The sequence below is a fragment of the Kribbella caucasensis genome (assembly GCF_004361855.1).
Classification (GTDB): domain Bacteria; phylum Actinomycetota; class Actinomycetes; order Propionibacteriales; family Kribbellaceae; genus Kribbella; species Kribbella caucasensis.
Genome location: NZ_SNWQ01000015.1, coordinates 194,538 through 216,101, shown reverse-complemented (window position 1 = coordinate 216,101; position 21,564 = coordinate 194,538). Strand labels below are relative to the sequence as shown.

The window sequence follows — 21,564 nt, the reverse complement described above, 5'->3', positions numbered from 1 at the left end:
TTTGCTTCGCAACAACGTGCGGGATGTGGGAGCACCCTGTCAACGGATAACTACCACCGGTGTCCGTACGGGCAGGTCAGCCAGGCCCGAGCAACGGCAACGTGGGCCTTCGGGGCACACCCAGTACGGCGTAGCCGCGGCGTACCGCTTGTTCGAGGTGCTCGATCGGCCACGGCCAGTCGTCGGTGTGAGCGAGTGCGGCCTCGAGCGACGTGCCGCCGTGGTGCAGCCCGGAGATCGTGTTCGCGACCGTGCCGAGATCGCCTGCCTGGTCACGGACGAACTCGGCATCCACCACGGCACCGTGACCCGGGACCACCTTCGCCGTCGCGGACAGCAGCCCGATCACCCGGTCGATCGTGTCCGGCCACTCCAGCGGGTACGAGTCCTCGCCGTACGACGGTGCGGCCGACTCCTCGACGAGATCGCCGACGAAGAACACGTCCACATCCGGTACGACGGCCACCAGATCGCCGTCGGTGTGCCCGTTGCCGAGGTGCAGGAGCTCGACCCGCCGGTCGCCCAGGTCGATCACCTTGGCAACCGCGAAGGTGTTGTCGACGGCAACCAGTTCGGCGATGTTCTCGTGGGCGTAGGACTCGGCTTCCGTGAAGACGCTGTTGCCGGCCACGTGATCGAAGTGGGCGTGTGTGTTGACCACCCAGCGCACCGGTACGTCGGTCAGCTCACGGATGTGCTCGCGCAGTTCCTCGGCCTCCGCGATCGTCGCCCGAGTGTCGACCACCAACGCGCCGTCGCGACCGACCACGAGCCCGACGTTGACGTCCCACTCGGCGTACCGGCGGACCCAGCAGCGATCACCCAACTCGGCCCAGGAACTCATGCCCCCGACCCTAACCCGCCCCACTACTTGCTCAGCACCCATCCCATGCCGTCGACCCTAACGCCCGGCAAGCCCTATCCAGTCGGCGGAATCCGACTTGAAGGCCGACCTGGCGGCGCTTAGTGTCGGGCAGGCGATCGCAAATATCCGATCATGGCACCGAAACTTTCGAAGGGCGGCGGCGTGACGACGACACGGCGGGCACTGGTGGTCCGGGGCGGCTGGGAGGGTCACTCGCCGGTCGAGGCGACCGACCTGTTCATCCCCTTCCTGCGGGAAAACGAGTTCGAGGTCACCGTCTCGGACACGACCGAGAGCTACCTGGACCTGGACGGCACCGATCTGGTTCTGCAGTGCGTCACCATGAGCGAGATCCCGGCCGAGCACCTGAAGGGCCTGGACGCGGCGGTCCGGAAGGGCACGGGTCTGGCCGGCTGGCACGGCGGTATCGCGGACTCGTTCCGGAACAGCGCGGACTACAACTTCATCGTCGGCGGGCAGTTCATCTCGCACCCGCACGGGTTCACCGACTACCGCGTGGACGTGGTCGCGGAGCACCCGATCGTCGACGGCATCACGCACTTCGACGTACACACCGAGCAGTACTACGTGCACTACGACCCGACCAACACCGTGCTCGCGACGACCACGTTCCGCTCGCACCCGGACTACCCGTGGATCGAGGGCGCCGTGATGCCCGCCGTCTGGACCCGGACCTGGGGCGCGGGCAACGTCTTCGTCTGCACCGTCGGGCACAAGCTGGACGACCTCGACGTACCCGAGGTCCGGACCATCATCGAGCGGGGGCTGCTGTGGGCGAGCAAATGACCAATATCGGCATCGTCGGCACCGGTGTCATCAGCGGCACGTACCTCGACCACCTGGCCAAGCTCCCCGGCGTCCAGGTCGTCGCGGTCGCCGACCTCGACGTCAGCCGGGCGCAGGCGATCGCGGACAAGTTCCCCGGCATCCGCGCCCTCTCGCCCGATGACCTGATGACCGATCCAGACGTCGATATCGTGCTCAACCTGACCATCCCGGCCGCGCACGCCCCGGTGCACCGGGCTGCGCTGCAAGCGGGCAAGCACGTGTACGGCGAGAAGCCGCTCGCGGTCGACCGGGCCGAGGCCGAACCGCTGCTGAAACTCGCGGCCGCCAGCGACCTCCGGATCGGCTGTGCGCCGGACACCGTGCTCGGCACGGGCACCCAGACCGCTCGCGCTCTCCTGGATCGCGGCGACATCGGCGTACCGACTGCTGCGACGGCGTCCTTCGTCACGCCCGGGCACGAGCTCTGGCACCCGGCCCCGGAGTTCTACTACCAGGCCGGTGGCGGTCCACTCCTCGACATGGGTCCGTACTACGTGACCAGCCTCGTCACCCTCCTCGGACCGGTACGACGGGTCACGGGGCGAGCGGGTCGGGCCCACGACCAGCGGAAGGTGCACACCGGTCCGCGGACCGGGCAGACGTTCGGGGTGGACGTCCCGACCCACGTCACCGGCGTACTGGAGCACGAGTCGGGTGCGCTGACCACTGTGCTGATGTCGTTCGACGTGTGGGCCGCGCGGCTGCCGCGGATCGAGATCTACGGCACCGAGGGCTCCTTGTCCGTGCCGGATCCCAACGCGTTCGACGGGACCGTGGAGATCGTCACCGCGACGAACCGGGACTGGGCGGAGGTCCCGGTGGCGGGCGGTTATGCGGGCGCTGGGCGTGGAGTCGGTGTGGCCGATATGGCCCGCGCCATTCGTTTGGGCGAGCCGCACCGGGCCGACGGGGCGCTCGCCTACCACGTCCTCGACGTGCTCGAGTCGCTGCTCGAAGCGGCCGCGCAGGACCAGCCCGTGGACGTGGCGAGTACGGTCGTGCGGCCGGCCGCCGTACCGTTGGGAGCGTCTCCCGAGAGCACCTGACCGGGGCGGTGGGGTGGGGCCGTATTCAGCGCTGAGACCTGTCCCACGCCGCTGCCATGGGTTAGTGGTCGCTACGGCTCGGTAGACTGGCACTCGGAAAGCTGGAGTGCCAAGGCCGACGTGGAGAGAGGGTGGTGCACGTGCTGGACGAGCGCAAACTGGACGTGCTCCGGGCCATCGTCGAGGACTACGTGGCCACTCACGAGCCGGTCGGCTCCAAGACGCTGGTGGATCGGCACAACCTCGGGGTCTCCCCGGCGACGGTCCGCAACGACATGGCCGCGCTGGAGGAGGAGGGGTACATCACCCAGCCGCACACCAGCGCCGGACGGATCCCGACCGACGCCGGCTACCGGTTGTTCGTGGACAAGCTGAGCACGGTGAAAACGCTGTCCCCGGCGGAGAAGAAGGCGATCGCATCGTTCCTGACCGGCGCGGTGGACCTGGATGACGTGGTCCGGCGTACCGTCCGGCTGCTGGCGCAGATCACCCGGCAGGTCGCGATCGTGCAGTACCCGACGCTGACCCGCTCTCACGTGCGCCACGTCGAGGTGGTGACGATGACGCCGAAGCGGCTGCTGCTGGTGCTGATCACCAGTGCTGGCCGGGTCGAGCAGCGCATCGTCGAGTCGCCGGGCGAAGTCGACGAGCGGCTGGTGTCGGACCTGCGGTCCCGGCTGAACACGGCGCTGGCCGGTCAGCGGCTGAGCGAGGCGGCCGACTCGCTGGCCACCGTCACCGAGACCTTCGCGCCGACCGACCGGCCGCTGGTGGCGGCGATCGTGACCACCCTGCTGGAGGCCTTCACCGACGAGGGCGAGCAGCGGATCGCAGTCGGTGGCGCGGCCAACCTGACCCGGTACGGCGACGACTTCGAGCGCAACGTGAAACCCGTGCTGGAGGCGCTGGAGGAGCACGTGATCCTGCTGAAGCTGCTCGGCGAGGCGACCAATCCGCAGACCCTGACGGTCCGGATCGGGCACGAGAACCCGTACGAGGAGCTCGCCACTACCTCGGTGATCGCGACGGCCTACGGCTCCAGGTCGGAGGCGCTGGCCACCCTCGGCATCGTCGGACCGACGCACATGGACTATCCGAGCACGATGGGCGCGGTCCGCGCCGTCGCGCGCTATGTCAGCCAGATCCTGGCCGACTCATGACGACCACCGCCACCAACCTTTGGTCTGGAGTATGAGCACCGATTACTACGCCGTCCTGGGCGTCAGCCGCGACGCGTCCCCGGACGAGATCAAGAAGGCCTACCGCAAGCTGGCCCGCCAGTACCATCCGGACGTGAACGACTCCGAGGACGCCCACCACAAGTTCCAGGAGATCGGCCGCGCCTTCCAGGTGCTGAGCGACCCGCAGAAGAAGCAGGTACACGATCTCGGCGGCGACCCGTTCGCTGCCGGTGCCGGCGCCGGGGCGGGCGCGGGGTTCGGCCAGGCCTTCACCTTCACCGACATCATGGACGCGTTCTTCGGCCAGACCGGCGCTGCCACCCGCGGTCCGCGGCCGCGGACCAGGCGCGGTCAGGACGCGCTGATCCCGCTCCGGATCGACCTCGGCGAGGCGGCCTTCGGCACCACCCGCGAGCTGAAGGTGGACACCGCCGTGCTTTGCCCGACCTGTTCGGGATCCGGCGCGGAGTCCGGGTCAAAACCTGTCACCTGCGAGATCTGCCACGGCCGCGGTGAGGTCACCCACACGCAGCGGTCGTTCCTCGGCGAGGTTCGGACCATGCGACCCTGCCCGCACTGCCGCGGCTTCGGCACGACCATCCCGAGCCCGTGCATCGAGTGCTCCGGCGACGGCCGGGTCCGGTCCCGCCGGACCGTCACGGTCAAGATCCCCGGCGGTGTCGACACCGGTACCCGGGTGCAGCTGTCCGGCCAGGGCGAGGTCGGCCCCGGTGGCGGCCCACCCGGCGACCTGTACGTCGAGATCGAGGTCGAGCCGCATGAGATCTTCAGCCGGCACGGCGACGACCTGCACTGCACGGTCACGTTGCCGATGACGGCCGCCGCGCTCGGCACCACGATCGACCTGCCGACTCTCGAGGGTGAGACGACGCCGCTGGAGATCCGTGCCGGGACCCAGTCCGGTACTGCGATGACGTTGACCGCGCGGGGTGTTCCGCGGCTGCGGCACGCCGGTCGCGGCGACCTGATCGTCCAGGTGATCGTGGAGACGCCGACCAAGATCGACGAGGCCCAGGTCGCGTTGCTCCGGCAGCTCGCCGAGGCACGCGGTGAGGAGCGCCCGCAGGGTCAGGTCCAGGCCGCCCACAAGGGTGTCTTCGGCCGACTTCGCGACGCCTTCGGCGCGCACTAGAGGGCGGGACATGGGCGTCGCGGTCTTCTTCCTGGCTGACCTCGACGGTTCGGAGCTGCTGCTCGACGGTGCCGAGGGGCGGCATGCGGCCGTCGTACGGCGGATCGGGCCGGGCGAGCGGGTTCGGTTGACCGATGGGCGTGGTTCGTTCGCCGAGGGAGCCGTTGTCGCCGCGTCGAAGGCCGGGCTGACTGTTGCCGTGGACAACCGTGGTTCCGTACCCCGGCCCGCGCCCCGGCTCGTCGTCGTACAGGCATTGCCGAAGGGGGAGCGGGCCGAGCTCGCGGTGGAGATGCTGACCGAGGTCGGCGCCGACGTGATCGTGCCGTGGAACGCGGACCGCAGCCAGTTCCGCGCGAATCCCGAGCGGGTGGCGAAGACGGAAGCCAAGTGGCAATCGTGGGCCTTCGAGGCGAGCAAGCAGTCGCGCCGGACGTGGTTCTGCGAGGTCGCCTCGATCGCTTCGACCGCCGAGGTCGCCGACCTGGTTCGCTCGGCCGCGTGTGTCGCTGTCTTGCATGAGGAAGCCAAGCTCCCGCTGACCTCGCTCGAACCACCGGCGACCGGCGACGTGGTCGTCGTGGTGGGGCCGGAAGGCGGCCTGACGTCTGCCGAGCTGGAGTCGTTCGACGTCGAGCCGGTGCTCCTCGGCGACACGGTCCTCCGTACGTCGACCGCGGGCGTCGCCGCCGCGTCGGTGTTGCTCGCCAAGACCCGCTGGACCTGATTCCTGACAGACCCGCGAATTCCTTACAAACTCCGAACACTGCGGACAGTAGTTCCCTAACCGTGGTCGTCCAGAGTCGTTCTTGGCCGGCGCAGCGCCGGTCCGTCGAGAACGAGGAGTGGCGAGATGCGCCATGCACGTCCTGGGTCCATCCGCAGCAGGGTCGCGATCAGCGGGGTCGTGGTGGTCGCCGGCCTGATCGGCGGTACGTCGGTCGCCGCGGCAGCCGATCCGACGCCGACGCCGACGCCCACGTACGCGCCGATCACGTTGAGCCCGGAGGAGGCGCAGCGGCTCTGCACCGAGATGCTGCCGAAGCTGATCAACCGGACGGACAAGCTGACCACGCGGATCAACGGCGGAGCGGACGTCAGGGGTTCCGTCGCCTGGTTGAAGGCGCGGGCGGCGAAACAGCGAGCCAAGGGACACGAGAAGGCGGCCAAGCAGCTCGAGCAGCGCGCCGAACGCCGGGCCGGACGTACCGCAGACCTCGCGAAGGCGAAGGAGCGGCTCGAGGCGTTCAAGACCAAGCACTGCCAGGTGGTGAAGTGATGTTCCGCCGGGCGCTGGTCCTGGTCGTCGCCGTGGTCGCGATCGGCCTGGGCCTCACCGGCTGCGCGGGCGACAACCTGCAACCGGCTCCGGAGCAGGCGGGTTCGGGGCAGGCGGGTTCGGGGCAGCAGGCCGGCTCCGGCTCGCCGGTCGATGAGCTGGATGGGATCAGGTCTACATTGGACACGATCGATTCGGAGCTGGCGGGCGACGGCTGACCTGAGCGGAGCGGGCCGTGAGCGGAGCCGGCCGTCACCTGCAGGAGTGCGTATGCCGCTGACGGCACCTGGTCTGACTGCACCGGGCCGGGGCTTGGTTCTGGTGGTCGAGGACGAGGCGGCCATCGCCGACCTGATCGCGCTCTACCTGCGCCGCGACGGCTTCGGCGTACACATCGAGTCCGACGGTGAAGCCGCGCTGGCTGCCTGGCGGCGGCTGCATCCCGTCGCGGTGGTGCTCGACATCGGGTTGCCAGGCCGCGACGGCGCCGACGTATGCCGCACGATGCGCGCCGCGGACGACTGGACCCCGATCCTCTTCGTCACCGCCCGGGACGACGAGGTGGACCGGCTGGTCGGCCTGGAACTCGGTGCCGACGACTACATCACCAAGCCCTTCAGCCCGCGCGAGCTCGCCCTGCGAGTCCGGACCGTACTACGCCGCGCGGCCGGCGCCGTCCCCACGACCGACGTACTCAGCGTCGGCGCGGTCCGCGTGGACCTGAGTCGCCGCCGCGCGTGGTCGGGTGACGCCGAGGTCCGGTTGACCTCGACGGAGTTCGACCTGCTGGCTCAGTTGTTCCGCAGGCCCGGCCGCGTGTTCGAGCGCGACGAGTTGCTCAGCTCGGTCTGGGGATACCAGGCATCCGGCGGCACCCGCACGGTCGACGTCCACGTCGCCCAGCTCCGCGCCAAGCTGGCCCCGCACAGACCCATCCGCACCGTCCGCGGCGTCGGCTACGCCGCCGACCTCGACACATGACCACACCACCGGACGCGCCCCCGCCGCGCCCTTCGCCGGCGCACCCCGCGCCAGCACACCGTGCCCCGGCGCACCCCGCGCCAGCGCACCCCGCCCCTGCCCACCCCGCGCCGGCCGCACGGACCTCGCTGTCCACCCGGATCGTTTTGGTTTGTACCGCCGTGGCGGGGATTGCTGTGCTGGTGGCGGGTGTGGTGGCCGCCGGGTTGGCCAGACAATCGGCCCAGAACGTGTTGCAGGATTCGCTGGCTGCTCAGGCCGACGTGCTGGCGAGTCAGGTGGACGAGCGTGGGCTCGGATCCCGGGCGGCCGGTCTCGGGCGCGCCGCCGAGGTCGTCCGTGGGCAGGACATCGTCGTGGTGATTCACGTGCCCCGGCGCGGAATCCAGCCCGTCGACCAGCGGGCCGCTCAGGCTGCGACCACCGCCGGCATGACCACAATCACCACAGGCCAAACCATCTCGACCAAGACGACGGTCAACGGCCAGGACTACCTCGTCGAGGCTCGAGGCGTCGGGCGTAACTCAGGCTTCGCTCTGGTCGCGCCCGTGCGGATGGCCGCCGAGACCCAGCGCCTTCTGGTTCGCAACATCCTCTTCGCCGTGGGCACCGGCCTATTGGTCGCCGCCCTGGCCGGTGCCGTACTGGGCCGACTCCTGTCCCGCCCACTTCGCCGTACTGCGGACGTCGCGACCGCGATGCGGCAAGGCCGACGGGATCTCCGGGTACCAGTGGAAGGCCCGGCGGAAGTGGCCGAGGTCGCCGAGGCGGTGAACGAGCTGGCCACCGCGTTGCAGGCCAGCGAGGCAAGGCAACGGGACTTCCTGTTGTCGGTTTCGCACGAACTCCGGACCCCGCTGACGGCCGTGCACGGGTTCGCGGAATCGCTTGCCGACGGAGTGGTCATCGGGACCGAGGCGCAGCATGCCGGCCAGGTCATCCAGCGCGAGTCGATCCGGCTGGAACGCCTGGTCAGCGACCTGCTCGATCTCGCCCGGCTCGGCGCGGACGAGTTCCGGCTCGACCTGGCCCGGGTCGATCTCGGCGAGACCGTTCGCTCGTGCGCCGAGGTCTGGCGGGTGCGCTGCGAACGGCAGGGCGTGCGATTCCAGTTGGAGGAGCCGGCCGGACCGATCTGGGCGACCACCGACGCGCGCCGGATCCGCCAGGTGCTCGACGGACTGGCCGAGAACGCACTCCGGGTGACCCCGGCCGGATCGCGGCTCACCCTCACCCTCGGCCGCCCCGGACCCGATCTGGCGATGTTGCAAGTGCGCGACGGCGGACCCGGGCTCGCCCCCGAGGACTACCAGGTCGCTTTCGAGCGCGGCGTACTGAACCAGAAGTACCGCGGTCGGCGGCCGGTCGGATCCGGTATCGGCCTGGCCCTCTGCCACGGACTGGTCAGCCGCCTCGGTGGCACCCTGACCGCCGGCCCGGCCCCGGAAGGCGGCGCCGCCTTCACCATCGTGCTGCCGGCTACCTGACGTAGAAGGTCTTCGTGTCGGTGGAGGTCTGTCGTCCGTCCTCCATCGAGATCTCGAAGATCTCCAGCGTGTACTCCCCGGCCGGCAGCTTCGTGACGGTGAACGAGTACGGCGTGAGCTTGTACGCCTCGGTCGTCTGGGTCGAACCTTCGGCGATCAGCTGGCCGGTCTTGTTCGCGGTGATCCGGTAGTTGAGGGAGGCCTCGTGTGCGGCCGCGATCCCGGACACCTTGAGCGGCGCGCGCACGATCGTGCCGTTCTCCGGGTAGGTAACCCAGATGAAGGCCTGGACGTCGAGGGCCTGGGCGCGGCTGAGGGGTTGCGCGGTGTCGACGCCGAAGAGCCGGGTGACCGGTTCGCCCTGGACAGTGACCTGGACTGGTCCGGTCACGTCCATCGCGCCCTGCACGGTGTAGACGAGCTGCTGGGCGGCCATGTTGGCGACTGCCGGTGCCAACTGCTGGCGCGGCAGCACCTTGAAGTCGACGGTGATCAAGCCGTCGGCCCGGGTCACCGAGCTGACCGCCGAGCCCTGCCAAGGCGACGAGTAGTCGGGGTCGACCGACTTGCCGGACGTCATCAACCGCAGTGCCTCGTACGCCGGGCGGCCCTTGATCTGGGCCCACGTCCGATACAGCCGCACCCCGGCACCGGTGTCGACGCCGGCCGTCTTGCCCAGCCAGTAGACCGGGACGGCCTTCGACGTGACCTGCTCCACCTTGCCGCGTGGGGTGGGTGCCACTTTGGGCGCTTCGGTCGGCGCGAGAGTGGGCTCGGGGGTAGCCGGCGCCGCGGTGGGCAGCTGCGACGCGGGGACTGGACCGGTGACGGTCTTGGTGGAGTCAGCTGGCCCCGCGACCTCTGCGTCCTTTGTCGCCGGGCCGTCGTTGCCCAGCATGGTGAAGGCGCCGATCGCGGCGGCGGTTCCGACCACGGCGGCGCCGGCGGTCAGCAGCCAGGGCCGCCGTACGGCCGGCTTGTGCTGGTCCCGTACGCGGGCCTGGATCTGGTGCAGGCCGTCGGCCGGCTGGACCTGCTCGGCCTCGTCGTGCAGGGACCGCCGCATCAGCTCGTCGAACTGGTCATCCGGGTTGGTCATCGGCTCTGCTCCAGGACCTGGCGCAGCGACTTGCTCGCCCGCGCGGCGTGGCTCTTCACGGATCCCCGGCTGATTCCCATCGTGTCGGCGATCTCCGCCTCGGACAGGTCAGCGTAGTACCGCAGCACCATCACGGTGCGTTGTTTCTCCGGCAGGGTGCGCATCGCGTCGATCACCCGGTCGGTCTCGGCGGTCCGCAGCACGGCCTGTTCGGCGCTGGGCTCGTCCGGCAGCGATCGGGGTGTGTGCTTGTCCACTACGACCAGGTGCCGCTGCCTGGACCGGCAGCGGTTCACCACAGCAGTGCGGAGATAGGACAGCGCCTTGTGCGGATCGCGCAACCGGTGCCAGCGGGAGTGCATCGCCACGAAGGCGTCCTGCACGATCTCCTCCGCCGAACCGGTGTCGCGCAAAAGTAAGGCGCCGAGGCGGACCAACGACGTGTAATGCGCCGTGTAGACAGCCGTCAGCGCCTCGTCGGCATCCCACGAGGACTCCTGAGCCACGCACTCTTCGTACACCACGGCAGGTTGTGCCACGTGACGGAGACGCTCAGGTCGGGTTCCAGGTTGACAACCAACACCCCGAAATTCGCCGGACACGGGTGCGCGGGCGGCCGGAGTGCGGGGCAAAAGCCCAGGTCAGGGGCTTGGCCTGGGGTGAGTGGGGGTTTTATCGGGTGAGGCTGTCCGAGGAGACGGCTAGCATGGTTCGAGTCACCATCACCGGTTCACCAGGAGGAAAGGCTGTCCAGGCCACGCAGTATCGAGCCGTCGCAGACAGTTGCGGCGCGCGCTGACAGCAGCGCAGACAACGCCTCGGACAAGGCGTCCCACAAGATCGTCGTGCCCAACAGCATCGACATGGTTGCGTTGCTCGGAGCCCGGGACGAGTTCCTCCGGATCGTGGAGAAGGAGTTCGCGGCCGACATCATGGTCCGCGGCAACGAGATCACCTTCGTCGGTGAGCCGGCCGAGCTGGCCCTGGCCGAGCGGTTGGTCGACGAGCTGATCGCCGTCGTCCGGACCGGTCACGGGCTGACCGCCGACTCGGTCGAGCGCAGTATCGCGATGATCAAGGCCGCCACGGCCGAGAGCCCGCGGGACGTGCTGACCCAGAACATCCTGTCCAACCGCGGCCGCACGATCCGGCCGAAGACGCTGAACCAGAAGCGCTACGTCGACGCCATCGACAAGAACACCGTCGTGTTCGGGATCGGCCCGGCCGGTACCGGCAAGACCTACCTGGCCGTCGCCAAGGCGGTGCAGGCGCTGCAGGCCAAGGAGGTCAACCGGATCATCCTGACCCGGCCCGCGGTCGAGGCCGGTGAGCGGCTCGGCTTCCTGCCCGGCACGCTGTCGGAGAAGATCGACCCGTACCTGCGGCCGCTGTACGACGCGTTGCACGACATGATCGACCCGGAGTCGATTCCGCGGCTGATGACGGCCGGCACGATCGAGATCGCGCCGCTGGCGTACATGCGCGGGAGAACCCTTAATGACGCCTACATCATCCTGGACGAGGCCCAGAACACCTCGCCGGAGCAGATGAAGATGTTCCTCACCCGGCTCGGGTTCGGGTCCAAGATGGTGGTCACCGGCGACGTCACCCAGGTGGACCTGCCGACCGGGACCAAGTCCGGCCTGCGGGTGGTGCAGGAGATCCTGGAAGGCGTGCAGGACCTGACCTTCTGCCGGCTCACCTCGCATGACGTGGTCCGGCACAAACTGGTCGGCCGGATCGTGTCGGCGTACGAGAACTATGAAGGTGACGGGTCCGGTCCAACCAGATGAACGTCGAGGTCAACAACGAGTCCGGGGTGGAGATCGACGCCCACGGACTGATGCGGTTGAGCCGGTTCGTGATGTCGTCGCTGCGGCTGCACCCGGAGTGCGAGCTGTCGATCAAGCTGGTCGACGAGGACACGATGGCCCGCTATCACGTCGAGTTCCTGGACCTGCCAGGTCCGACCGACGTGATGTCCTGGCCGATGGACGAGCTGCGGCCGGGAGCCGAGGACGACAGCGAGCCGCCGCTCGGGCATCTCGGTGACATCGCCCTGTGCCCGACGGTCGCGGCCGCCCAGGGCGCGAAGGCGGGTCACGGAACCTGGGCCGAGCTGGAGTTGCTGACCGTGCACGGCATCCTGCACCTGCTCGGTTACGACCATGCCGAACCGGCCGAGAAGGCGGAGATGTGGGAAGTCCAGGGCCGGCTGCTGGAGGCCTGGCGAGCGCCGGCGAACAGGCTCGGACAGGAGTGACGTTCCGGTGAGTTCCCACGACCTCGCCCTGCTGGTTGTGGCCGCCGTGCTCGTGCTGCTCGCCGGAGTGTTCGCGGGTGCCGAGGCGGCGCTGTCGTCGTACTCGAAGGTCCGTGCCGACGAGCAGGTCGAGCACGGCAACAACCGCGCGGTCCGGCTGGCCGAGCTGCTTGCCGACACCCCGCGGTACCTGAACACCCTGCTGCTGGTCCGGCTGATCTGCGAGATCACCGCGATCGTGCTGGTCACCCAGGCCCTGTCGAACATCTTCAGCGTCACCTGGGAGCACATCCTGATCACCGCGGTCGCGATGGTGGTCGTCTCCTACGTGATCATCGGGGTCGCGCCGCGCACCCTCGGCCGGCAGCACTCGGACCGGTTCGCGATGATCTCGGCCGGCCCGGTGATGGCGCTGACCAGTGTGCTCGGGCCGATCCCGAAGGTGCTGATCCTGATCGGCAACGCCCTCACGCCGGGCAAGGGGTACGCCGAGGGCCCGTTCGCCACCGAGTCGGAGCTGCGCGCCCTGGTCGACCTGGCCGAGAAGTCGGCCGTGATCGAGTCCGGCGAGCGGCGGATGATCCATTCCGTGTTCGAGCTCGGCGACACCATCGTCCGCGAGGTGATGGTGCCGCGCACCGACATGGTCTACATCGAGCGGCACAAGAAGCTGCGGCAGCTCACGTCGCTCGCGCTCCGTTCCGGCTACTCGCGGATCCCGGTGATCGGCGACTCGCTGGACGACATCCTCGGCGTGGTCTACCTCAAGGACGTGATGCGCCGCGTCTACGACAACGCCCAGGCCGAGTCGACCGAGCGGGTCGAGTCGGTGATGCGGCCGTGCATGTACGTCCCGGACTCCAAGCCGATCGACGAGCTGCTGCGCGAGATGCAGGCCGCTCACATGCACGTCGCGATAGTGGTCGACGAGTACGGCGGTACCGCCGGCCTGGTCACCATCGAGGACATCCTGGAGGAGATCGTCGGCGAGATCACCGACGAGTACGACGAGGCGCCGGAAGAGGTGCAGGAGCTGGCCGACGGGGCCTACCGGGTCTCCAGCCGGTTCCCGATCGACGAGCTCGGCGAGCTGTTCGGCGTACCGCTGGACGACGACGACGTCGACACCGTAGGCGGGCTGATGGCCAAACTGCTCGGCAAGGTGCCGATCCCGGGCGCCCAGGTGGAGATCGAGGAGCTCGGACTGACCCTGGTCGCGGAGCGCCCTTCGGGCCGGCGCAACCAAGTCGGTACGGTTCTGGTCCGGCGTACCGATCAGGTCGCCGCCGAACCGCAGGACAGCAGTCACCAGACTGCCTGAAATCATTGGAGTTCTTCTGTTGCCCGCTGACCTCTCGGCCGAGGACGCCAAACTGGTCACCCTGGCCCGGGCCGCCCGGGCCCGCACCCGTGCCGCCGAAGGCGCCGCAGTACGCGACTCCGACGGACGGACGTATGCTGCCTGCACCGTGCAGCTCGACACCGTGAAGCTGTCGGCGCTGCAGCTGGCCGTCGCGATGGCGGTGTCGTCGGGGGTGAAGGGGATCGAGGCCGCGGCCGTGGTCACCGACACCGGCACGGCCGACGTGGATGTGGTTCGGTACTTCGGCGGCGCCGCGCTCCCGGTTGTCGTTGCTGATGGCAACGGAGAGGTTCAAGATGTCGTCCACACCTGAGGTCGAGTTCCGGTCCGGCTTCGCCTGTTTCGTCGGCCGGCCGAACGCGGGCAAGTCGACGCTGACCAACGCCCTGGTCGGCCAGAAGATCGTGATCACCTCGTCGAAGCCGCAGACCACCCGGCACGCCGTCCGCGGCATCGTGCACCGGCCGGACGCGCAGCTGATTCTGGTCGACACGCCGGGGCTGCACAAGCCGCGAACGCTGCTCGGTGAGCGGCTCAACGACGTGGTGAAGACCACCTGGGCCGAGGTCGACGTGATCGCCGTCTGCCTGCCGGCCAGCGACAAGATCGGCCCGGGCGACCGGTTCCTGGTCGGTGAGGCCGCGAAGGTCGCCAAGACCCCGAAGGTGGCGGTGGCGACCAAGTCCGACCTGGTCACGCCGGACCGGATGGTCGAACACCTGGCCGAGATCGCCGCGCTGGGCGAGTCGGTCGGGATCGAGTGGGCCTCGGTGGTCCCGGTCTCGGCCGTCGACGGCTTCCAGGTCGACATCGTCGCCGACGAACTCGTGAAGCTGCTGCCGTCCGGCGTACCGCTCTATCCCGACGGCGATGTGACCGACGAGCCGGAGGAGATCCTGGTCGGCGAGCTGATCCGGGAGGCCGCGCTGGAGGGCGTCCGGGACGAGCTGCCGCACTCGATCGCGGTCACCATCGACGAGATGGGCCTGCGCGAGGGCCGGCCGGAGGACAAGCCGCTGCTCGACATCTACGCCAACATCTACCTCGAACGCGACAGCCAGAAGGGCATCGTGATCGGCCACAAGGGCGCCCGTCTCCGCGAGGTCGGCGCGAACGCCCGCCGCCAGATCGAGGCCCTGCTCGGTACTCCGGTCTACCTCGACCTGCACGTCAAGATCGCCAAGAACTGGCAGACCGACGCCAAGCACCTCCGCAAACTCGGCTTCTGATCTCTGATGGATCGGTTGCTCAACCCGGCGTACCACGCCCTGACGGGCCCGCACGCCGATCTCGCCGAAGCGCGCGGCCGGGTCCGCAAGTACCCGGTCGACGTGGCTCCCTTTCTCGGGCTGCCCGACGCCCCGACTCCGCAGGACTGGGCTGACGCGGCGGAGCTGGTGGGTGCCGGCCACACGGTCGCGCTGATGCGTCCCGAGCTCCCGGTGCCGGACGTTTTCAAGGTCGAAGCTGATTTCGACCTGCTCCAGTACGCCGCCCCACCGTCCTTCGGTGTTGTGGATCCCGAGGTGAACGTGCTCGGTGCGGACGACGTACCCGACATGCTTGCTCTGGTGGCGCTCACCGACCCGGGTCCGTTCCGGGCCCGAACCATTGCCTTGGGCACCTACCTCGGCCTGCGCCGCGACGGCGAACTGATCGCGATGGCCGGCGAACGGATGCACCCCACCGGCTACGTCGAGATCAGCGCCGTCTGCACACATCCCGACCATCGCGGCCAAGGCCTGGCAACCCGCCTACTCCGCGCCGTAGCAGCCGGCATCGAACACACCGGCGCCCAACCTTTCCTCCACACCGGCGGCACCAACACCACAGCCATCCGCCTCTACGAATCCCTTGGTTTCACGGTGACCAACCGCATGAAGGTAACCGTCCTCCAACCCCGCTAACGAGACCCGGCCGGGGTGGTTCACTTGCGCCTTCGCCCGACAAAAGCCGCTGCACTCGCGTGCCGGCTAGAGCGTTTTCTGGTACGCGATCGCTGTCGCCACCACGTGGTAGTTGAGTTGTTCGTTGATGGCGATCATGTGGTTGTTGGATTCGGCGTTCCACGTGTCGATCTGCGTCACGGTCGGCTCGGACTCGCGCAGCCACAGGAGCATTCCGGTCTTGACCAGGGCACCGAGACGGTGTCCTCGGTGCGCCTGGTCGACTGCGGTGTCGTGTTGCTCGGCGACGTGCGGTCGTTCCTGCTCGACCACGATGGTGGAGTGGCCGGCCAGTTCGCCGGTTGAGCGGGAACGGGCGATCACGCGGTACAGGGTCCGGTCGTGGGCGAGCTGGGCGTCCTCGTAGGCGCGCAGCCGTTCCGGGCTGAACTCGTCGTCCTCGATGTCGAGGTCGTCCTTCGGGGCGTCGTTGATCGACGCGGTCACGGCGACCATGCCGTCGAGCAGCTCGTCGGGGAGCTTGCCGGTGATCCGGATCAGCTCGTACGCCGAGGCGGCGCGCTCCGCGTCGGCGTACAGGTTCTCCACGATCGACCAGTCGAGGGTGCCGATGTCCTGCCGGCGGTTCACCTCCACCGCCTTCGACTCGAACCCCGCCCGCCCGGCGAAGGCGGCCGCCTTCGGCAGGTCCCACTGGCTCAGCCCGAGCGAGGTCCGGCCGAGTTCGGCGGCAAGTCGTTCGCCGTACGTCAGCAGGTCGGTGCCGATCCCGCGGCTCCGATGGTCCGGATGCACCTCGACCTCGAACCACATCAGGTTCGTGTTGTCGTACGTCGGGATCTGCACGCTCAGCAGTCCGATCAGGGTGCCGTCCTCGTCGCGGGCCAGATACGTCTGGCCGGGGTCGCCGTCCCAGCCGTACTTCAGGTCGGCCGCGAAGCTGCGTGCGGTCGGCAGCAGCGCCTCGGGGCAGTCGATCTTTTGCGTGGCGGCATACAGCGCCACGGCCTCCGCGCACCCGGCTTCGTCGTCGGGGAAGAGTCTGGTGATGTCCACCTGCCCAGAGTCCACCCAACACCCGGTGACCGCGAGTCATTTTCGGCCGGGAGGTATCTTGCCGACTGTGAGTGAGCCGAGGCGGGGCCGGATCGACAAGCGGGAGGCGATCCTGGCGGCGGCGTTCGTGGTGTTCGCGCGGGAGGGGTACCGGGCGGCGAGCGTCGACACGGTCGCGACCGAGGCGGGGGTCGCGAAGCACACGATCTACAACCACTTCGGCGACAAGGAGAAGTTGTTCCTCGCCGCCGTCCAGGGGCTCGCGGACGACGCGCTGGCGAAGAATCTCGCCGCGGTGGAGCTCCTCCGGGAAGACGGCGACGACCTCAGCGCAGTACTGGAGAAGGTCGGGCGCAGGTTGGCGGAGTGTTACTGCGAGGAGCGGTCGTGGGCGTTGCGGCGGCTCCTGCAAGCGGAGGTGCTCCGGATGCCGCAGCTGCTCGAGATCGTGCAGGACGGGACGTCGGACAAGGTGCAGGACGTGCTCGCGGATCGGCTCGCCCGGCTCGCGCTGGCGGGGCGGCTGCGGATCACGGATCCGGCGACCGCCGCCGAACACTTCGCGGCCTTGCTCACGGCGCCGCTCGAGGCCCGGTCCCGGCTGGGTACGAGGCCGATACCCGCGAATGAGTTGGCGGAGGTCACCACGGGCGCAGTACGAGTGTTTCTGGGTGCCTACGGCAACTAAGGGGTCGGCATGCCGTACGCGTGGTCGATCGTCATCGAGAAGACCAGGCGCTTGTCCTCGACCATGACGCGGCGGTATTCCTCCCAGTCGGGGTGCTCGCCGCTCGCGGTGCGGTAGTAGTCGACCAGGTCCTCGACCACCTCGTCGTTCGGGTCGGCGGCGACCGGACTGAGCTCCGCCTTGCCTTCAAGGACGAGGTACGAGCGACCCTTCGGACCGCTGACGTAGAGGCTGGCGCGGGGATCGCGGCGCAGGTTCTTCGTCTTCGCCCGGTCCTCGGTGAGCGAGACCCGGATCCGGTTGCGGTCGGCGTCGTACACGTACGTGACGTTCGACAGCTGCGGCCGGCCGTCGCGTTTGAGGGTGACCAGTACGCCGAGTCCGTGGCCGCCGATCCGGTCCGCGATCGAGGAGGTTGTCATGTCACCGAGCCTAGGAGCTCAAGCGCACTTGAGAGCAACCCCGTCACGCTCCGTGTCTCGCCGATCGAGACCCCGGGTTCGACGCGGGCCCGGGGTTGTGCATAAACTCGCTGGCATCATGCGGCACCAGCTTCTCCTCCTTCGCTGCCGCGGCGAGGCCTGACCCAGGCCGGTTCCCTCGCCGCGGAGGTTTGTCGTACGCCGGTCGTCTACGACCCCGCTGTACTCATTCGCCGAGGAGAACCCGAAGTGGCCCCCAAGAACCAGCCCAAACCCGTCCAGCAGCCGTCCGCCATGCCGATCCACCGGTACCGGGCGTTCCCGCCGATCGACCTGCCGGACCGGACCTGGCCGGCCAAGTCCGTCGAGAAGACCCCGCGCTGGCTGTCCACCGACCTCCGGGACGGCAACCAGGCGCTGGTGGAGCCGATGTCGCCGGCCCGCAAGCGGCGGATGTTCGACCTGCTGGTGCGGATGGGCTACAAGGAGATCGAGGTCGGTTTCCCGAGCGCCAGCCAGTACGACTTCGACTTCGTCCGCAGCCTGATCGAAGGCGACGTGATTCCGGATGATGTCACCATCTCAGTTCTGACCCAGGCCCGGGAGGAGCTGATCGAGCGGACCGTGCAGTCGCTGCAGGGGTCCCCGAAGGCGACGATCCACCTCTACAACGCGACCGCGCCGCTGTTCCGCCGGGTCGTCTTCAACGTCGACAAGGCCGAGTGCCGCAACATCGCGGTCCGCGGCACCGAGACCGTGATGAAGTACGCCGACGAGATGCTGGGCGACTGCGAGTTCGGCTACCAGTACAGCCCGGAGATCTTCACCGGCACCGAGCTGGAGTTCGCTCTGGAGGTCTGCGAGGCCGTCAGTGACGTCTGGCAGCCGGCCGAGGGCCGGGAGATCATCCTGAACCTGCCGGCCACGGTCGAGATGTCCACCCCGAACGTGTACGCCGACCAGATCGAGTGGTTCAGCCGCAACCTCACCCGGCGTGAGCACAGCACCATCAGCCTGCACCCGCACAACGACCGCGGTACGGCGGTGGCCGCGACCGAGCTGGCCCTGATGGCCGGTGCGGACCGGGTCGAGGGCTGCCTGTTCGGCCACGGCGAGCGGACCGGCAACGTCGACCTGGTGACGCTGGGGATGAACCTGTTCAGCCAGGGCATCGACCCGCAGATCGACTTCGCCGACATCGACGAGATCCGCCGCACCGTCGAGTACTGCACCCAGATGCGCGTCCCCGAGCGCCAGCCGTACGCCGGTGACCTGGTCTACACCGCCTTCTCCGGGTCCCACCAGGACGCGATCAAGAAGGGGCTGGAGGCGCTCGACAAGCAGGCCGCGGCCGAGGGCCGGCCGGTCGGCGAGATCGCCTGGGAGGCGCCGTACCTGCCGATCGACCCGAAGGACGTCGGCCGGTCGTACGAGGCCGTGATCCGGGTCAACTCGCAGTCCGGCAAGGGCGGCGTCGCGTACATCATGAAGTCGGAGCACCGGCTCGACCTGCCGCGCCGGCTGCAGATCGAGTTCAGCCGGGTGATCCAGCAGCACACCGACTCCGAGGGTGGCGAGGTCGGCCCGCAGCAGATGTGGGACATCTTCGCGGCCGAGTACCTGGCCCCGGGCGCGCTGTCGCTGCTCACGGTCAACTCGTCGTCCGGCGAGGGCCAGGGCGACCAGCTCCGGGTGCAGGTCTACTCCAACGGCGTACCGCACGAACTGGTCGGTGAGGGCAACGGACCGGTCTCGGCCTTCGTGGACGCGATCCGGCCGCTCAAGTACGACGTACGCGTGCTGGACTACCACGAGCACGCTCTGTCCGCGGGCGGTGACGCCCTCGCCGCGGCGTACGTCGAGTGCGAGGTCGGCGACGAGGTCTACTGGGGTGTAGGCCAAGACGCCAACATTCTCACCGCGTCACTGAAGGCCGTGGTCTCCGCGATCAACCGCGCGACCCGGTAAGCCGTCGAAGGGTCGTCTGCCGCTCGTACTCGAGTGGTGGGCGACCCCTTCGCCTGGTTCTCCCGATGCTGCTGAGTTGTCCGCCATGTAGCGCCCGGGAGGTGGCCGGGTGAGTACCAGCGGTAAGTTCGGCGCATGCGTGAATCCCAGCTCGGAGATCTGACCGTTTCCAGCCTCGGCCTCGGATGTATGGGGATGTCGCAGTCCTACGGGGTCCAGGACGACGACACCGAGTCGATCGCGACCGTGCACGCGGCGATCGAGGCCGGCTGCTACTTCATCGACACCGCCGACGTGTACGGCGACGGCGGCAACGAGGAACTCGTCGGCCGCGCCCTTGCGGGCCGCCGGGACGAGGTCGTGCTCGCAACCAAGTTCGGCTTCAAGCGCGACGGGGTCGGCGGTGCCCTGCCGAATGTGGTGGACGGCAGCCCGGAGTACGCGCGACAGGCGATCGACGCGTCGCTGCGGCGGCTCGGTGTGGACCACGTCGACCTGTGGTACCTGCACCGGCGCGATCCGAAGGTGCCGATCGAGGAGTCGGTCGGGGCGATGGCCGAGGCGGTGCGGGCGGGCAAGGTGCGGTACCTGGGGTTGTCGGAGGTGAATGGCGACACCGTGCGGGCCGCGCACGCGGTGCACCCGATCAGCGCAGTACAGAGTGAGTGGTCGCTGTGGACACGGGATCCGGAGACCGTGGTGCTGCCGACGCTGCGTGAGCTCGGGATCGGGTTCGTGCCGTTCAGCCCGCTCGGACGTGGGTTCCTGACCGGGCAGATCAAGTCGCCTGCGGACTTCGGGCCGGACGACATGCGGAAGGGGTTGCCGCGGTTCACCGGGGAGAACTTCCAGAAGAACCTGGATCTGGTCGAGAAGGTCCGCGCTCTTGCTGCCGCGAAGGGTGTCGCGGCGGGGCAGTTGGCGCTGGCCTGGCTGCTTGCCCAGGGCAATGACGTCGCGCCGATCCCGGGGACGAAGCGGCGGACCTACCTGGCCGAGAACCTGGGCGCGGTGGACGTGGAGCTGACCGCCGCCGAGTTGGCCGAGCTGGATGCGGCCTTCCCGCCGGACGCGGTGTCCGGTGATCGGTACACGGCCGGCGGCATGGACCTGGTCGGCCGATGATCGGTGTCACCGGAGCGACCGGGGAGATCGGCTCGCGGGTGGCGCGGTTGCTGGCCGAGGCCGGTGTCGCCCAGCGGCTGGTGGTCCGGGACCCCGCGCGCGCCCCGTTGTTGACCGGCGCGGACGTGGCCCAGGCGTCGTACGGGGATCACTCGTTGCTGGCCGCGCTCGATGGTGTGGACACCTTGTTCCTGGTCAGCGCGTCGGAGTCGGCCGATCGGGTTTCCTTGCACAAGGCAACGGTTGACGCGGCGGTGGAGGCCGGCGTACGGCGGGTCGTGTACACGTCGTTCGCAGGCGCCGCGCCGCATGCGACCTTCACGTTCGCCCGGGACCACTGGCACACCGAGCAGCACCTGCGGGGGAGTGGGGTCGAGTTCACCTTCCTGCGGGACAACATGTACCTCGACTTCATCCCCCGAACGGTCGGCGAGGACGGGGTGATCCGTGGTCCGGCCGGTGACGGACAGGTGGCAGCGGTGGCCCGCGACGACGTGGCCGCGGTCGCTGCCCGGGTGCTGGTGGAATCCGGGCACGCGGGCGCGACGTACGAGCTGACCGGGCCGACCGCATTCACGCTGACCGAGGCGGCGGCGCTGATGTCCGACGCGTGGGGGCAGAAGGTGCGGTACGAGGCGGAGACGCTGGACGAGGCGTACCGGTCGCGCGAACGGTACGACGCGCCGGCGTGGGAGGTGGCCGGCTGGGTCACGTCGTACGCCGCGATCGCCAGCGGTGAACTCAGCACGGTGTCGACGGCCGTCTCGGATCTCATCGGGCGCCCGCCGATCGGACTCGCGGAGTACCTCGCGCGGCAATGAGGGTGTGACCG

Annotated in this window: 24 protein-coding genes; 19 read left to right on the top strand and 5 right to left on the bottom strand. The window is 68.9% G+C overall.

The genetic code is table 11. The features are described from left to right. Positions 1-76 precede the first annotated feature (76 nt). Positions 77-844 carry an MBL fold metallo-hydrolase gene (locus EV643_RS28525; protein ID WP_133803244.1) on the bottom strand — a complete coding sequence of 256 codons (768 nt, stop codon included), beginning with the start codon at positions 842-844 and terminating at the stop codon, positions 77-79. A 153-nt stretch (positions 845-997) separates the two neighbouring features. Between EV643_RS28525 and EV643_RS28520 the strand changes: the two genes are divergently transcribed. From EV643_RS28520 to EV643_RS28480, 9 genes are all read left to right on the top strand, one after another. Then, positions 998-1,672: a ThuA domain-containing protein gene (locus EV643_RS28520; RefSeq protein ID WP_133803243.1), complete on the top strand. Its 675-nt coding sequence runs from the start codon at positions 998-1,000 to the stop codon at positions 1,670-1,672. Next, positions 1,669-2,760 carry a Gfo/Idh/MocA family protein gene (locus tag EV643_RS28515; protein ID WP_202869789.1) on the top strand — a complete coding sequence of 364 codons (1,092 nt, stop codon included), beginning with the start codon at positions 1,669-1,671 and terminating at the stop codon, positions 2,758-2,760. The genes EV643_RS28520 and EV643_RS28515 overlap by 4 nt, the downstream gene beginning before the upstream one ends. Before the next feature lie 140 nt (positions 2,761-2,900). Beyond that, positions 2,901-3,920, top strand: a complete 1,020-nt coding sequence (hrcA, locus tag EV643_RS28510; protein ID WP_133803291.1) for a heat-inducible transcriptional repressor HrcA — start codon at positions 2,901-2,903, stop codon at positions 3,918-3,920. 31 nt (positions 3,921-3,951) lie between these two features. Further along, positions 3,952-5,094, top strand: coding sequence for a molecular chaperone DnaJ (gene dnaJ, locus EV643_RS28505; protein ID WP_133803241.1), 1,143 nt, complete (start codon positions 3,952-3,954; stop codon positions 5,092-5,094). A 10-nt stretch (positions 5,095-5,104) separates the two neighbouring features. After that, the gene (locus EV643_RS28500; RefSeq protein WP_133803240.1) at positions 5,105-5,821 is read left to right on the top strand and encodes a 16S rRNA (uracil(1498)-N(3))-methyltransferase; all 717 of its coding nucleotides are present in this window, start codon (positions 5,105-5,107) and stop codon (positions 5,819-5,821) included. A gap of 126 nt (positions 5,822-5,947) precedes the next feature. Next, positions 5,948-6,373 (top strand): hypothetical protein, encoded by a 426-nt coding sequence (locus EV643_RS28495; RefSeq protein WP_133803239.1) that lies wholly within the window; start codon positions 5,948-5,950, stop codon positions 6,371-6,373. Beyond that, complete coding sequence (locus EV643_RS28490; RefSeq protein ID WP_133803238.1) at positions 6,373-6,591, top strand: hypothetical protein; 219 nt, start codon at positions 6,373-6,375, stop codon at positions 6,589-6,591. The genes EV643_RS28495 and EV643_RS28490 overlap by 1 nt, the downstream gene beginning before the upstream one ends. A 52-nt stretch (positions 6,592-6,643) precedes the next feature. After that, positions 6,644-7,354, top strand: coding sequence for a response regulator transcription factor (locus tag EV643_RS28485; protein ID WP_133803237.1), 711 nt, complete (start codon positions 6,644-6,646; stop codon positions 7,352-7,354). A 161-nt stretch (positions 7,355-7,515) separates the two neighbouring features. Continuing rightward, the gene (locus EV643_RS28480) at positions 7,516-8,841 is read left to right on the top strand and encodes a sensor histidine kinase (protein WP_238165856.1); all 1,326 of its coding nucleotides are present in this window, start codon (positions 7,516-7,518) and stop codon (positions 8,839-8,841) included. Here EV643_RS28480 and EV643_RS28475 read toward each other — a convergent pair. Together EV643_RS28475 and EV643_RS28470 are read right to left on the bottom strand one after the other, a co-directional pair. Further along, complete coding sequence (locus tag EV643_RS28475; protein WP_133803235.1) at positions 8,834-9,940, bottom strand: Gmad2 immunoglobulin-like domain-containing protein; 1,107 nt, start codon at positions 9,938-9,940, stop codon at positions 8,834-8,836. The two genes, EV643_RS28480 and EV643_RS28475, sit on opposite strands and share 8 nt — an antisense overlap. After that, a complete protein-coding gene (locus tag EV643_RS28470) occupies positions 9,937-10,446 on the bottom strand; it encodes a SigE family RNA polymerase sigma factor (RefSeq protein ID WP_238165855.1) in 510 nt (169 codons plus the stop codon). Before EV643_RS28470 ends, EV643_RS28475 begins: the two co-directional genes overlap by 4 nt. 357 nt (positions 10,447-10,803) lie before the next feature. Here EV643_RS28470 and EV643_RS28465 point away from each other — a divergent pair, with 357 nt between their 5' ends. From EV643_RS28465 to EV643_RS28440, 6 genes are read left to right on the top strand one after another with little or no spacing between them, the layout of a single operon-like run. Then, positions 10,804-11,733, top strand: a complete 930-nt coding sequence (locus EV643_RS28465) for a PhoH family protein (protein WP_166665616.1) — start codon at positions 10,804-10,806, stop codon at positions 11,731-11,733. Next, a complete protein-coding gene (gene ybeY, locus EV643_RS28460) occupies positions 11,730-12,203 on the top strand; it encodes an rRNA maturation RNase YbeY (RefSeq protein WP_133803233.1) in 474 nt (157 codons plus the stop codon). The genes EV643_RS28465 and ybeY overlap by 4 nt, the downstream gene beginning before the upstream one ends. 7 nt (positions 12,204-12,210) lie before the next feature. Beyond that, a complete protein-coding gene (locus tag EV643_RS28455; protein ID WP_133803232.1) occupies positions 12,211-13,524 on the top strand; it encodes a hemolysin family protein in 1,314 nt (437 codons plus the stop codon). Positions 13,525-13,543: 19 nt separating this feature from the next. Further along, positions 13,544-13,879 (top strand): cytidine deaminase-like protein, encoded by a 336-nt coding sequence (locus EV643_RS28450; RefSeq protein ID WP_133803231.1) that lies wholly within the window; start codon positions 13,544-13,546, stop codon positions 13,877-13,879. Beyond that, complete coding sequence (gene era / locus EV643_RS28445; protein WP_133803230.1) at positions 13,863-14,795, top strand: GTPase Era; 933 nt, start codon at positions 13,863-13,865, stop codon at positions 14,793-14,795. The genes EV643_RS28450 and era overlap by 17 nt, the downstream gene beginning before the upstream one ends. A gap of 6 nt (positions 14,796-14,801) precedes the next feature. Further along, the gene (locus EV643_RS28440) at positions 14,802-15,473 is read left to right on the top strand and encodes a GNAT family N-acetyltransferase (protein ID WP_133803229.1); all 672 of its coding nucleotides are present in this window, start codon (positions 14,802-14,804) and stop codon (positions 15,471-15,473) included. Positions 15,474-15,539: 66 nt separating this feature from the next. On the opposite strand, the gene EV643_RS28435 is transcribed toward EV643_RS28440, so the two are convergent. Next, positions 15,540-16,529 (bottom strand): GNAT family N-acetyltransferase, encoded by a 990-nt coding sequence (locus tag EV643_RS28435; protein ID WP_238165854.1) that lies wholly within the window; start codon positions 16,527-16,529, stop codon positions 15,540-15,542. Between the two features lie 67 nt (positions 16,530-16,596). On the opposite strand from EV643_RS28435, the gene EV643_RS28430 reads away from it, so the two are divergent. Beyond that, complete coding sequence (locus EV643_RS28430; protein ID WP_202869788.1) at positions 16,597-17,217, top strand: TetR/AcrR family transcriptional regulator; 621 nt, start codon at positions 16,597-16,599, stop codon at positions 17,215-17,217. On the opposite strand, the gene EV643_RS28425 is transcribed toward EV643_RS28430, so the two are convergent. Continuing rightward, on the bottom strand, positions 17,214-17,639 hold the full coding sequence (locus EV643_RS28425; RefSeq protein WP_133803227.1) for a PPOX class F420-dependent oxidoreductase: 426 nt from the start codon (positions 17,637-17,639) through the stop codon (positions 17,214-17,216). The genes EV643_RS28430 and EV643_RS28425 overlap by 4 nt on opposite strands. 294 nt (positions 17,640-17,933) lie before the next feature. Here EV643_RS28425 and leuA point away from each other — a divergent pair, with 294 nt between their 5' ends. The 3 genes from leuA to EV643_RS28410 all read left to right on the top strand — a co-directional run bounded on the left by leuA (position 17,934) and on the right by EV643_RS28410 (position 21,553). After that, entirely contained in the window at positions 17,934-19,607 is a 1,674-nt protein-coding gene (gene leuA, locus EV643_RS28420) for a 2-isopropylmalate synthase (RefSeq protein ID WP_202869795.1), read from the top strand. 135 nt (positions 19,608-19,742) lie between these two features. Beyond that, a complete protein-coding gene (locus tag EV643_RS28415; RefSeq protein WP_133803225.1) occupies positions 19,743-20,732 on the top strand; it encodes an aldo/keto reductase in 990 nt (329 codons plus the stop codon). Then, complete coding sequence (locus tag EV643_RS28410; RefSeq protein ID WP_133803224.1) at positions 20,729-21,553, top strand: SDR family oxidoreductase; 825 nt, start codon at positions 20,729-20,731, stop codon at positions 21,551-21,553. Before EV643_RS28415 ends, EV643_RS28410 begins: the two co-directional genes overlap by 4 nt. Positions 21,554-21,564: the final 11 nt, after the last annotated feature.

Coding starts and splice junctions, on each gene's coding strand:
- EV643_RS28525 (WP_133803244.1), bottom strand. CDS start 844: ATGAGTTCCTGGGCCGAGTTGGGTGATCGCTGCTGGGTCCGCCGGTAC.
- EV643_RS28520 (WP_133803243.1), top strand. CDS start 998: ATGGCACCGAAACTTTCGAAGGGCGGCGGCGTGACGACGACACGGCGG.
- EV643_RS28515 (WP_202869789.1), top strand. CDS start 1,669: ATGACCAATATCGGCATCGTCGGCACCGGTGTCATCAGCGGCACGTAC.
- dnaJ (WP_133803241.1), top strand. CDS start 3,952: ATGAGCACCGATTACTACGCCGTCCTGGGCGTCAGCCGCGACGCGTCC.
- EV643_RS28500 (WP_133803240.1), top strand. CDS start 5,105: ATGGGCGTCGCGGTCTTCTTCCTGGCTGACCTCGACGGTTCGGAGCTG.
- EV643_RS28495 (WP_133803239.1), top strand. CDS start 5,948: ATGCGCCATGCACGTCCTGGGTCCATCCGCAGCAGGGTCGCGATCAGC.
- EV643_RS28490 (WP_133803238.1), top strand. CDS start 6,373: ATGTTCCGCCGGGCGCTGGTCCTGGTCGTCGCCGTGGTCGCGATCGGC.
- EV643_RS28485 (WP_133803237.1), top strand. CDS start 6,644: ATGCCGCTGACGGCACCTGGTCTGACTGCACCGGGCCGGGGCTTGGTT.
- EV643_RS28475 (WP_133803235.1), bottom strand. CDS start 9,940: ATGACCAACCCGGATGACCAGTTCGACGAGCTGATGCGGCGGTCCCTG.
- EV643_RS28465 (WP_166665616.1), top strand. CDS start 10,804: ATGGTTGCGTTGCTCGGAGCCCGGGACGAGTTCCTCCGGATCGTGGAG.
- ybeY (WP_133803233.1), top strand. CDS start 11,730: ATGAACGTCGAGGTCAACAACGAGTCCGGGGTGGAGATCGACGCCCAC.
- era (WP_133803230.1), top strand. CDS start 13,863: ATGTCGTCCACACCTGAGGTCGAGTTCCGGTCCGGCTTCGCCTGTTTC.
- EV643_RS28440 (WP_133803229.1), top strand. CDS start 14,802: ATGGATCGGTTGCTCAACCCGGCGTACCACGCCCTGACGGGCCCGCAC.
- EV643_RS28425 (WP_133803227.1), bottom strand. CDS start 17,639: ATGACAACCTCCTCGATCGCGGACCGGATCGGCGGCCACGGACTCGGC.
- leuA (WP_202869795.1), top strand. CDS start 17,934: ATGCCGATCCACCGGTACCGGGCGTTCCCGCCGATCGACCTGCCGGAC.
- EV643_RS28415 (WP_133803225.1), top strand. CDS start 19,743: ATGCGTGAATCCCAGCTCGGAGATCTGACCGTTTCCAGCCTCGGCCTC.
- EV643_RS28410 (WP_133803224.1), top strand. CDS start 20,729: ATGATCGGTGTCACCGGAGCGACCGGGGAGATCGGCTCGCGGGTGGCG.